General features: G+C 40.0%; 10 protein-coding genes and 1 riboswitch. Of the genes, 8 read left to right on the plus strand and 2 right to left on the minus strand.

Annotation, left to right across the window (positions count from 1 at the left end; translation table 11 throughout):
- Positions 1–7: 7 nt before the first annotated feature.
- The 3 genes from yicI (at position 8) to HB912_RS00740 (ending at position 4,361) form a co-directional block, all read left to right on the plus strand.
- Positions 8–2,254: an alpha-xylosidase gene (gene yicI / locus HB912_RS00730; RefSeq protein WP_185371769.1), complete on the plus strand. Its 2,247-nt coding sequence runs from the start codon at positions 8–10 to the stop codon at positions 2,252–2,254.
- Positions 2,255–2,420: 166 nt separating this feature from the next.
- Complete coding sequence (locus HB912_RS00735) at positions 2,421–3,470, plus strand: bifunctional transcriptional activator/DNA repair enzyme AdaA (RefSeq protein ID WP_185371770.1); 1,050 nt, start codon at positions 2,421–2,423, stop codon at positions 3,468–3,470.
- Positions 3,471–3,722: 252 nt separating this feature from the next.
- On the plus strand, positions 3,723–4,361 hold the full coding sequence (locus tag HB912_RS00740; RefSeq protein ID WP_185371771.1) for a hypothetical protein: 639 nt from the start codon (positions 3,723–3,725) through the stop codon (positions 4,359–4,361).
- A gap of 153 nt (positions 4,362–4,514) precedes the next feature.
- Here the strand turns inward: HB912_RS00740 and HB912_RS00745 are convergent, their stop codons facing one another.
- Positions 4,515–4,769, minus strand: a complete 255-nt coding sequence (locus HB912_RS00745; RefSeq protein WP_185371772.1) for a TfoX/Sxy family DNA transformation protein — start codon at positions 4,767–4,769, stop codon at positions 4,515–4,517.
- A 247-nt stretch (positions 4,770–5,016) separates the two neighbouring features.
- Between HB912_RS00745 and HB912_RS00750 the strand changes: the two genes are divergently transcribed.
- From HB912_RS00750 to HB912_RS00770, 5 genes are all read left to right on the plus strand, one after another.
- Positions 5,017–5,334 carry a PTS sugar transporter subunit IIB gene (locus HB912_RS00750; RefSeq protein WP_185371773.1) on the plus strand — a complete coding sequence of 106 codons (318 nt, stop codon included), beginning with the start codon at positions 5,017–5,019 and terminating at the stop codon, positions 5,332–5,334.
- A gap of 1 nt (position 5,335) precedes the next feature.
- Complete coding sequence (locus tag HB912_RS00755) at positions 5,336–5,665, plus strand: PTS sugar transporter subunit IIA (RefSeq protein WP_185371774.1); 330 nt, start codon at positions 5,336–5,338, stop codon at positions 5,663–5,665.
- A gap of 8 nt (positions 5,666–5,673) precedes the next feature.
- Entirely contained in the window at positions 5,674–6,918 is a 1,245-nt protein-coding gene (locus HB912_RS00760; RefSeq protein WP_185371775.1) for a PTS sugar transporter subunit IIC, read from the plus strand.
- Between the two features lie 5 nt (positions 6,919–6,923).
- On the plus strand, positions 6,924–8,375 hold the full coding sequence (locus tag HB912_RS00765; RefSeq protein WP_185371776.1) for a glycoside hydrolase family 1 protein: 1,452 nt from the start codon (positions 6,924–6,926) through the stop codon (positions 8,373–8,375).
- 74 nt (positions 8,376–8,449) lie between these two features.
- Entirely contained in the window at positions 8,450–10,366 is a 1,917-nt protein-coding gene (locus tag HB912_RS00770; protein WP_185371777.1) for a BglG family transcription antiterminator, read from the plus strand.
- A 47-nt stretch (positions 10,367–10,413) separates the two neighbouring features.
- On the opposite strand, the gene HB912_RS00775 is transcribed toward HB912_RS00770, so the two are convergent.
- Entirely contained in the window at positions 10,414–11,880 is a 1,467-nt protein-coding gene (locus tag HB912_RS00775) for an amino acid permease (RefSeq protein ID WP_185371778.1), read from the minus strand.
- A 125-nt stretch (positions 11,881–12,005) separates the two neighbouring features.
- Positions 12,006–12,191: riboswitch (Lysine riboswitch) on the minus strand.
- Between the last annotated feature and the right edge of the window lie 323 nt (positions 12,192–12,514).

The following is a 12,514-nucleotide window of genomic DNA, read 5'->3' on the forward strand; positions in this document are numbered from 1 at the left end:
AATGATGATGAAATTTACAGATGGTTATTGGTTAAGTAAAGAGCAATACAAAATTGAAAATCCAGTTGAGGTTTATGAAGCTTCCGCTGTGCCAGATGAAGCTGGAAATGACTCGCTTCTTGCCTACGCTACGTACCGGAAAATCATCGAACGCGGGAACACGCTTAACGTTGGGAATACTACGATTCGTGCGTTCTCGCCGATGGAAGACGTGATTGGCATTCGGTTGACACATTTCGACGTGGATGACAAAAATCCGCGCTACACACTTTACCCTGAGAAAAACGTGGCACCGAAAGTCGAAATTGAGGAAGGTGAAGTAAACGGACAAGGCGCGGGCGTTCGGGCAGGAAATGCGAAACTGAGCTCCGGTCGGCTTGATGTAGAACTGCCGCTTCACGGCGACTTTAGGATGGCTTTTCATTTTACAGACGCATCAGGAGAGCGCCATGAGCTAACCGCTTCGGAGCAAGCCGCACAAGCGTCGATTGATGACATTACGACTGGGTCCATGTATCCGCTAAGTGTGTCTGGTGCGCAAGCGAATTATCAGGATGCGCGTCAGGCGGGGACAATTTTGAAGCGTTCGAAGCATTTTATGCGCGAAATGTTGAATCTTGATGTGGATACGAAAATTTATGGAACTGGGGAACGCTTTACACCATTTGTGAAAAACGGCCAAACGGTGGAAATTATCAATAAAGATGGTGGTACAGGTTCGGAACAATCGTATAAAAATATCCCGTTTTACTTGGCGTGTAAGCCAGGGCTTAAAAAGCAAGATGGACTTTACTACGGCGTATTCGTGAATCACAGTCAACCTGTGAGTTTTGAGATTGCATCCGAAAACGTGCAACGCGTGCAATTTGCAACAGAAGGCGAGCATCTGGAATACTTTGTCATCGCAGGGGCATCTGCAAAAGAGGTACTCGGCAAGTTCAACAAATTGACGGGTGGCGGCACTCTTCCTCCTGCTTGGACGTTCGGGCTTTGGCTTTCAACTTCGTTTACGACGGATTATTCGGAAGAAACGGTGATGAAGTTTATCGATGGTATGGAAGAACGGGATTTGCCGCTTGATGTGTTTCACTTTGACTGTTTTTGGATGAAGGGGTTTGAGTGGAGTAATTTTGAGTGGGATAAGGAGGCTTTCCCGGATCCGAAAGGGTTGCTTCGTCGTTTGCATGATAAGGGTCTTAAAATCTGCGTGTGGATCAATCCTTATATTGCGCAAAAGTCGCCCCTTTTTAAAGAAGGAGTCGAAAAGGGATATTTTATTACGCATGAAGATGGCACGCCTTGGCAGTGGGATCTTTGGCAAGCGGGCAATGCTTACGTTGATTTCACGAATCCAGATGCGGTTTGTTGGTATCAAGCTCATTTGAAACGCTTGTTAGAAATGGGCGTCGACTGCTTTAAAACGGACTTTGGGGAACGTGTGCCAATGTATGATGCTAAATTTTATGATGGCTCGAATCCACAAGGGGCGCATAATTTCTACACACACCTCTATAATGAAGCGGTTTATGAAGTGCTTAAGGCCGAAAAAGGGGACCGTGAAGCAGTTGTTTTTGCGAGAAGCGCGACCGTTGGCGGACAACAATTCCCAGTTCATTGGGGCGGGGATAATGTTTCAAGCTATACGTCAATGGCAGATACTTTACGCGGCGGTTTATCCTTCTTATTAAGCGGTTTTAACTTCTGGAGCCATGATATTGGTGGGTTTGAAGAAAGTACACCAGCTGATCTTTACAAGCGCTGGACGCAATTTGGATTGTTATCCTCGCATTCACGCTATCACGGAAACATCCAGTACCGTGTGCCTTGGCTATTTGACGAAGAAGCCGTTGAAGTAACGCGCAAATTTACGAAGCTCAAAGTACAAATGATGCCATATTTGTATCCGCAAGCGCGCAAAGCTGTGGAAGAAGGAATCCCGCTTATGCGCCCACTTTTCCTTGAATTTGCGAATGATCCAAACACTTACGGGCTTAATTTGCAATATATGCTTGGGGATAGTTTACTTGTTGCACCAATCTTCAACAAAGAAGGTAAAGCAAGATTTTACTTACCAAAAGGAAAATGGACACGTCTTGTTAAGGATGAAGGCATGGCAGATGTGGTCGAATCAGATGGTGAATGGTTTGAAGAAACGCATAGTTTTCTAAGCTTACCGCTATTCGTCCGTGAAGGCCACGAGGTGAAACTTGATACGAATCTTAAAAAAGCAGGGGACTACAAGGAAAAAGCATGAAGCCTCACAAAATCCACTGTGTTCTTGCAAAAAAAGAAAGAAGTCGTTTTCAGTGCGGCTTCTTTTTTGTGCGTGAAAATAGTTGTTCATTTTTCGAAAGTAAAATTTGGAAAAAGGGTTATAATAAGAAATAAAGAGAGCGAAAAGTCACAAAGGAGTGAGGGAAATGGCTATTTCAGAAATGAAAGCCCGAGAATTTTACGAGGCGCTGCTTCATAAAAATAAACAGTATGACGGCACTTTTTTTGCAGGAATCAAAACAACGGGGATTTTTTGCCATGCGAGCTGTCCGGCTAGGAAGCCTAAGTTTGAGAACTGCGAATTCTTTTTGACGGCAGAAGAAGCGTTACTGGCCGGATTTAGACCATGCAAACGTTGCATGCCACTAACTTATCCGAATAGCATCCCAGAAGAAGTCGAAACGCTCGTCGCTGCCGTTGAGGCCCATCCAGAAAAGCGCTGGAAAGAAGCTGATTTTCACGAACTAGGGATCCATTCTGCTACAGCGCGCCGCAAATTTAAAGAGATTTACGGCATGACTTTTGTGCAGTACGCGCGCTCAAGACGAATGGGGATTGCTTTCAAAGAAATCTTAGCGGGCGAAAAAGTCATAGACCAGCAAGTTTCGCTTGGATATGAATCCGCAAGTGCTTTCAATGATGCTTTCACTAAAATCATGGGGAATCCGCCGAAGAAAACCGAAGTGAAGCCGCTTTACGCCAATATTATCGCGACGCCAGTTGGGCGAATGTTCAGCCTCACAGATGAAGAAGCGTTGTACCTGCTTGAATTCATGGATCGGCGTGGCTTAGAACGTGAAATTGAACAGCTACGAAAAAAACACAACGCCCGAATTTTAGTGGGGAAAACAGAAACGAATGCTAAACTCGAACAAGAGCTAGAAGAATACTTTGCGCAAGAACGAACGGATTTTACGATACCGCTTCATTTGGATGGCACGCCGTTTCAAAAACAAGTATGGCAGTCACTACTTGAAATCCCTTCAGGCGAAACAAGATCCTATCAAGAGATCGCACTCACACTTGGCAATAAGAATCTCGTTCGAGCGGTTGGAAATGCCAATGGCTTGAATAAAATCGCGATCGTTATCCCGTGTCACCGAGTGATCCAGACAAATGGAGAACTTGGTGGCTACGGAGGTGGCATCAGGCGCAAGAAATACTTGCTTCAATTAGAAGGTCATAAAATGGAATGAAACTTTTCGAAACACTCTTAACCGCTACACTTTTTAGTGGTTAAGAGTGTTTTTCTGCTTAGCTATCGTTTTCGTGCAAATAATGAAAAGGGAGTGGAAAATTATCACATGTGGAGAGGAATCACTAGGGATTTGCAAAATCAAAATGGCAGGTGTAGGTTATATTTCTCTTTGGGAAAATCATTAGCTGAAGTTTACTTCGCAAATGCTTCTTTCTCTCGTTGCAAACTTCATTTTTATTGTGTATGATGAATGCGGGTAGTTTTTAGAATAGTCAGAGGTGAATACATAAAATGGATAGTTAAGTACAAAAGTAGAAAAGAAAAAAATGGTCTTGAAAAAGTGACTCTTACGCATTTTGGAGATTCAACAGATAATTTAGAGGGAGGGGCTTATTATCGGCTTTTTTGTTTTTACGGTTTTACCGCTAGTCGCGGTAGGTTTATTGATTTTAATTATTTTACTGTCCATGTTTTTTCTAAAAGGAAAGGAAATAAAACCTATGAAATCGTTGATATGTATAGCATTCAAGAGGGAACACCCATCTATTATAAAGATTACCGACATGTGAAAGTTTATTTATCACGTTTTAACACGGAAAAAGCGATTAACCGTTATATGACTCAAGAAGGGCTTTACTTTGAGACGGTTGCAAGATCCATGTTGGATAAAGAACTAACGGTTTTAGATAAGTCGGTTTTTGTATTAGTAATAGAAGATACTGAGGCGAATAAATTGACGATTAGCTATGATATGGAACGTGTGTCTCAGGGATACTTAGAAACACTCATGCAGCTATCTATTGGTGAGACTGTGCAATTGAAAGATTTGACTCAAGAAGTTTCGCTAGATATTCCTTCGTATGCTTATGTTTTGGTGAATGAGAAATGAATGGAATTCTGTGACTAAGACTATTCCGATGAAGAGGAGATGTGCTATCAGGAACTTGTTGCAGGCTTGGAAAAACACGCAGTATATAAAGCTTAATTGAGATTAAATCAAAACCATCCTTTGTTTTATATTTTTAAAACAAAGGATGGTTTTTTATTGATTTTCTTGATAAAAGCTTTTAAGTTCTGCTTTTCGCTGAATGGGGATCTCTTTTTTAGGAATGTTACAAATGGCCCCCTCAAGAGCATAAAGAAAATGCAAGCAAGCCCCTTTGTCTACAAGATGTTTCGTTTTCAAATAAGCCGATTCTGTTCCGATCGCTACAAGTTCTTCGGCAGTCCTAATACCAGCAAGATTTAGTTTTTCTTCATTCACTTTCCCTAGATTTGGCATGTTTGAAATCTGCATGATGTGCACTCCTTTGGCTAACTGTCTATATTATTAAATATATACTCTCAAAAAGTGAAAAGCAAAAATTCATTCCAAGTGATAGAGGTTACAGTTCTCGCATCTGGGCTTATCAGAGATTTTAAGGCAACAAGTCCCCATTGATTTTGATAAGTCTATCCTTACGTTTCCTGCTAGTAGGAAAAAAATTTAAATGAATGCGCTTTCTATAACTGATATGCTTGATTTAACAAAGGAGGAATGAACGATGACGAAAAAAATCTTACTTGTCTGTGGTGCAGGAGCTTCTTCAGGATTTGTCGCAGCGGCGGCAAGAAAAGCCGCAAAAAAAAGTGGCTTGGATTTCGAGATCAAAGCTAAAAGCGAATCGGAGTTAAATGATAATTTGGAGACGACAAACTTACTTTTAGTGGCGCCGCATTTAAAATACATGATCGACGAAGTAAAAGATGTCTGTGTGGAAAAAGGTGTGAAATATGGTATTATCCCTCAAAAGATTTATGGTTCTCTTGACGGGAAGGGGCTAGTTGAATTTGCTGAAGAAGTTTTAAAGGAAGGGAACTAGTATGGAAAAAGTAAAAAAAGAAGAATTGAATTTGCTTTCCATGGAGGTCATTTTACATGCTGGAAATGCGAGAGATTTTGTTTTTAAAGCAATTGAACAAGCCGCAAATGGCGATTTTACAGAAGCAGATAGCTTGATGGAGCGAGCAAACGAAGAGATTCATCAAGCTCACAGGGTGCAAACGAGTACACTACAAAAAGAGGCAGAAGGAATTGAAATTCCCTATTCCCCATTGTTTGGACATGCGCAAGATACACTGATGACTGTGAAAACGGAATTTAACTTAATTCGAGAATTTATAAAGTTGTATAAAAAATCAAGTGAGAGGTGACAGACATCATGGATAAATTTATGACATGGATGACAGATAAATTTTCTCCAAAAGTAAATAAAATTGCTAAAAATGCTTGGGTCGCTTCCATTCAAGATGCCATTTTAACGGCTATGCCAATGGTTTTTATCGGCTCATTTGCTACGATTTTAGCGATTATTAAAGATTACTGGCCGGCTTTTCCAGATTTGTCTCCCATCAGTACATTTTCTTTCGGATTATTTTCCCTGTTTATTTCTTTTCTTATTCCTCAGTCAGTAATGAAACATAAGGGAATTAAAGGAGTTGAAAAACAGGCGGGCTTAGCGGGTGTTGCCTTTTTCTTAATTATGATTTTCCCAACGCTTTCAGGAGATGGCGGAAAAATCACATTTGATTTAAATGCTTTTGGAACAGGTGGCATGATAGCAGCTCTCTTAGCGGGGCTATTTGTTGGATTAATTATGGTGCTTTTTGCCAAACTTAAATTCATTAGTGATGATTCACCGATTCCAGATTTTGTAGCAGTTTGGTTTAATACGCTTTTGCCGATTATTGTTGTTCTTTTAGTGGGCTGGTTATTCACATTTGAATTGAGAATTAGTTTATATGATATTGTAAATAGCATCTTTTCACCACTCATTCAGCTTGGTTCCAGTTTTTGGGGGTTCGTCATTATTTATTTCTTAGGATTTTCTTTTCTATATTCATTCGGCATTTCCAGTTGGGTTATTTACCCTGTTCAAGTAGCCATCGCTTTACCAGCTATTGCACAAAATCAAGCTAATCATGCGGCTGGCGAAGCGGTTACTAACATCTTTACTTCAGAAGCTGGGCAATTGTTTTTAATTGGTGGTGGTGGGGCAACGCTATCGTTATGTATTATGCTTGCATTTATGGCGAAGTCCAATCGACTACGGATTATCGGGAAAGCGTCGCTGATTCCATCAATTTTCAATATTAATGAACCGATCGTGTTTGGTGCGCCCATTGCGTTTAATCCAATTTTGATGGTTCCTATGTGGATTAATGGGCTAGTTGGCCCAATCATAACGTGGTTTGTAATGAAATGGGGAATTGTTCCGATTCCGTATGAACCGTTTCAGTTGTGGTACTTGCCAGCCCCAATACTCGCGTGGGTAACTACAAAGTCAATTACCGGGCTTTTGCTCATCGTTGTTTTGTTCGTCATTTCTTGGTTAATTTATTACCCATTTTTCAAAGTGTATGATAAACAAGCGGTTGAACAAGATCTCGAAATGGAAGGAAAGTGATCACTATGAGAAAGAATAGCTATCCGCATTTCCCTGAAAATTTTTTGTGGGGCGGAGCGATTGCCGCTAATCAAGCAGAAGGTGCTTTTACTGCTGATGGCAAAAAGCCAAATACTTCGGATGTACAACCTTACTTAAAAGGATTATCCAACCAAGAAATTCAGGAGATTGAAAAGGAAGGAATGACACTTAAACAAGTTCGGGAGCATTTGAATGATACTAGTCATTATTACCCAAAACGTCATGGTATTGATTTCTATCATACTTATGAAGCGGATTTGGAGCTACTTGCCGAAATGGGCTTTAAAACGTTTAGAACTTCGATAGATTGGTCAAGAATTTTTCCAAATGGCGATGAAAGGGAACCGAACGAAGAGGCACTCAGTCATTATGCACGTATGATCGACAAAATCATTTCACTCGACATGGAACCAATCATCACGATGTTGCATTATGAAACTCCGATAGGAATCACACTTCACTATGGCGGTTGGCAAAATAAGCAGGTTATTGATATGTTTGCGCGGTATGGCAAAGTTTTATTAGATCGTTTTGGTGGTCAAGTAAAGTACTGGATTGTTATTAATCAAATTAATATGATTCAAATAGAGCCGTTTCTTTCACTGGCATTATGTTCTGATCAATTTGAAAATCAAGAGGAAGCGGAGTACCAAGCTGTTCATAATCAAATGGTCGCTAGCGCTAAAATAAAAGAATATGCAAAGGAGTTGCCATTTGATCTAGAGATTGGAACGATGGTTGCAGATGGAACGACCTATCCTTATTCTTGTAAACCAGATGATGTGGTTTTAGCCATGCGCCATAACCGGATGCAATATTTCTTTACGGATGTACAGTTTAATGGTGTTTATCCAAAGTATGCGCTAAATTATTTTGCAGAAAATAAGCTTACAATTGAAATGACCGCAGAAGAAAAAAGATTGCTAAAAGAAAATACGTTGGATTATCTCGCGATTTCCTATTATTTCTCTCAAATGGTAGATAGTAGCCGCAATGAAGATAAACCGGCATCAGTGACGCCTAATCCAATGCTTCCAGAAAGCCCATGGGGGTGGAAAATTGATCCGCAAGGTCTTTACCATACCCTTTCGCAATATGCAGATCGGTATCAAAAGCCGATTATCATCGCTGAAAATGGATTTGGGACTTATGATGAAGTGGAACATGGTCAAATTCATGATGATTACAGGGTAGATTATTTAAGCAAACATATTGAGCAAGTGGGAAAGGCAATCTATGATGGAGCTCGTGTCATTGCTTACTGTGCGTGGGGGCCAATTGATATTGTCAGCTGTTCTTCACAGCAAATGTCAAAACGATATGGCTTCATTTATGTAGATCTTGATGATGAAGGTCGGGGAAGTGGCGATCGAATTAAAAAAAACAGCTTTGATTGGTACAAACAGGTCATTGAAACGAATGGCGAACAAATTTAACTGAAAAACGAAGTGGAAAACTAGCATTTTAATGGGGGCTAGTTTTTTCACTCGCTAGTGTGAGGGTGAGAAATATGCCTAATAAAGAGCGATTAGTGGCTTATTTGAAAAATGTATCACAGACGAGATTTGTTTCTGCAAGGGAATTAGCTGAGGTATTAGGTGTCACGGACCGAACGATTCGAAACTATGTGAAAGCGATCAATACAGGACCTAGTCCTTTGATTGAAGCAAATAGGGATGGTTACCGACTTCTTTTACAAAATGAGCAGACACAAGTGATAGATTCAGTGGAAGAGTCTATTGATAGTAGACGTTTTTATATTTTACGGCGCATGTTCAAAAACACAGAACGAGGAATTGATGCTTTGGATATAGCGGATACATTATATGTTTCAGATGCGAGCATTCGTGCTGATTTGGCTGCACTGCGCAAGCTAGCGGGGAAATATGATTTAGTGATTCGGCAACAGCAAGGGCGTTTTATTTTGGAAGGGAAAAGCCGGAATAAGCGACGGTTAATGGTTCAACTTATGCGCTCTACTAACCATGGCGATACTGGTTTTGAAGTAGATATTCAAAAATTTCTTGATGAGATTCCTTTAGAAGAAGTTATAAAAATTGTCACTAGGACATTTGAAAAGTTTCAACTAAAACCAAACTCGTATTTTTTACAAAATTTTATTTTGCATTTGGCTATTGCCATTGGTCGAGCAAAAGAAGAATTTGCAAAGTGGCAAACGAATCAAGAACACGTGGAAACAGGGAATGTTGTTCAAGAAATCAATCACTGTCTAGCAGAACGATTTGGGATTGAATTGCTCCAAGAGGATAGCCAGGAGTTGCAACTTTTATGTGATGGTGAATTTCGCCATACTGACGTTGAATTATTAGAGTTTGTGGAACCACAAGTTTTAAAGTCTTTAAAGCGAGCGCTGGCTGAGATTAAGGAAGTGTATTTGTTAGATTTTAATGATCAAGCTTTTAAAAAACGGCTCTTGTTGCATGTGCAAAATTTATATATACGGTCAAAACAGCAAAAGTTTTCTAGAAATTTAAGTTTGCTAGAAATCAAAGTGAAATACCCTGTTCTATTTGATATGGCTATTTATTTGTGTTCCATTCTTTCCAATGACTTAAAAGTGACGATTTCAGATGACGAGATTGCTTTTTTAGCACTGCATATTGGTTCTTTTGTAGATAATCAGAGGAAAGCGGAGACTAAAATCAGAGCGGTGATTGCAACGCCTCGCTATAACTCAAATGAAGAGCGTATCAAAAGTCGAATAAAGAAGGAACTTGGAGAAGAAGTCATTATTGAAGCAGTAGTGCAAGATCTATTAGACCTCGATTTATCTATTCAGCCAAATTTAATCATTTTCACACAAATGGTTAGCGAGAAGAAATGGGACTTCTTTTCACAAGCAAAAACAGTTACAATCAAGGAATTTATCACTACAAAGGATTTGAACTTGATACGAAGGAAAGTTGAGGAAATTAAGCAGGAAAAATATAAAACTTTTTTAGAAGCCCTTTTACCCCAACTAATCGAGGAAGCTTTCTATCAGGAAGTGACAGAACGTGTAAATAAAGCGGACATATTCGAAATGATTGCTGAGGGATTTCTCAAAAAGCAATTTGTTCCTGAAAATTTTGAGGAGAAACTCATAGAAAGAGAACGTTTGTCTGCGACTTCTTTTCCAAGTGGAGTTGCAGTTCCACATGCAATTAAATATGTTTCTTATCGCACTGGAATATTTATTATTCATTCACGTGAATGTATTGAGTGGGAAGGTGTTGATGTTCATTTAGTGATCGCTTTATCGGTCGATCAAGATGATTCAGAGGATTTTAATAAAATTTTTCCAAGAATGATTGAGCTACTTGCAGAGGAAGTGAATGTTGCCTATTTGAATAAAAGTGAAAATCGTAAGGACTTTATCAAGCGATTGATTCATTTAATGACGTCTAACGGTTACTATACCGAATAAAAAGCCGTAAGCAGGAAAGTTTTTCCTGCTTACGGCTTTTAGTTTAACTAGCTTTTACGATGATCAAACTTAGCTTCATCAAGTGGAACCATCTTGGTTTTTCTTGCAAGTTTGTATGACAACCAGAAGATCAAGAAAATCGGCAATCCAATATAAGAAATACCAATTTTTTGCCACCAAGCGGGGTTTGTGAAATCAGGGTTTAAGAATGACTGATAGTCTTGTCCGATAATCACTAGAATACATAAGATTAAAGCAAGAATGGGTCCAAATGGAAAGAATTTCGCGCGATATTTTAATTCGCTTAAATCATGCCCTTGTTTTAAAAATGCTTTTCGGAAACGATAGTGACTAATCGCAATTCCTACCCAAGCAATGAAACCCGTTAGACCAGAAGCGCTTAGTAACCATGTATAAATAATCGTTCCGTTTTCACTAAGTGTTGTGACAAAAGTGAGCGCCCCGACAATAGTTGTGACAACAAGAGCGGCCATTGGGATACCGCGTTTATTGACTTTAGCTAAGAATTTAGGTGCTTTGCGGTCTTTGGCCATGGACCAAAGCATCCGTGTTGATGCATATAATCCTGAGTTTCCAGCAGATAATACCGATGTCAAAATGACGGCATTCATAACGGAAGCTGCAAAAGCCAGTCCTGCTTTTTCAAATACAAGTGTGAATGGACTAATGGCGACATCGGTTGCTTCGCCGCCAAGTAAGTTTGGACTTGTATAAGGAATGATCAACCCGATGACAAAGATGGCAAAGATATAAAATAATAAAATCCGCCAGAAAACTTGTTTAATGGCTTTAGGGACACTTTTTTCTGGTGTCGCACTTTCACCAGCCGCAATTCCGACAAGCTCGGTTCCTTGGAAGGAAAATCCAGCAATGAGGAAAGTTCCTAAAATAGCGAAGAACCCGCCTTTAAATGGGGCTTCACCAAATGTAAAGTTTTTAAAGCCGATAAACTGACCACCGAGAATACCAAAAATGGTAAGAACACCGATGATAAGGAAAACGATAACAGTTACCACTTTGATGATAGAGAACCAGTATTCACTTTCACCGTATGCCCGAACGGAAAGAGCATTCAATCCGAAAATCAAAACTAGGAAAATCGTGCTCCATAACCAAGCGGGAGTTTGAGGAAACCAGAACTGGACGATGATCGCCGCCGTTGAGATATCAACGGCAAGTGTAATGGCCCAGTTAAACCAGTAGTTCCAGCCAAGCGCAAAACCAAAAGCAGGGTCAACAAAGCGAGTTGCATAGGTGCTAAAAGAGCCAGATACAGGCATATAAGTCGCCATTTCCCCAAGACTTGTCATCAAGAAGAAAACCATTAATCCAATCGCGACATAAGCGACAAGTGCACCTCCTGGTCCCGCTGTTGCGATCGCATTTCCACTTGCGAGGAAAAGCCCCGTTCCGATTGACCCGCCGATTGCGATCATCGATAAATGTCGTGTTTTGAGCGAGCGTTTCACGTCGCCATTTTCATTATTACTCATCAATCAAACTCTCCTTTTTTTGTGTCGATTATTCATGCACTTTAAAGGATTTTAGTCAATAAAAAAACCACTCGCTTCGCTATCAGAAGAGAGTGGATTGAATTTTAATTAACGTCAATTCATCCTTGTCAGATAGCGCACCTACTAAAATGACTGTTTTAGTAGCAGTCCAGCCGCTTTCGCAAACTGTCCCAGCAAAATAAACCGCAAAATTTATCTCACTTCGGCAACTTTCCTGTTTAACTTTCTTCGCTGGCGTTTCGCGCGCCTCCAAAAGTTTACTAGTGATCGCTGCAACCTCTACCTCACCAAACGCGGATGAGGATTTGTGTTTTAATTGTAAAAGTTCCTTTTCAATAGTAAAGCAATTCTGGCAAGAAAGCAACCCTCTTTTATAAAAAATAAAATTCAAAAGCAAAACCTTTTTTTCTTGCAAGAAACGTGGGCTTGACAACGGAAGTTTCACCCCGTAAACTGGAAAGTATAGAAAGTAAGCGTCCTAAAAATTTAATCGAGGTGCTTTTGGTGAGTGTAGTAGAATCTTAATTTAGGAACTGAATAGTAGAAATGAAAATTTTCCTCTTTTGAGGCTTATTTCTGCTTGCCTAATGAAGATGCCAACACTTTCTAAAGT

This window comes from Listeria aquatica (genome assembly GCF_014223975.1).
GTDB lineage: Bacteria > Bacillota > Bacilli > Lactobacillales > Listeriaceae > Listeria > Listeria aquatica.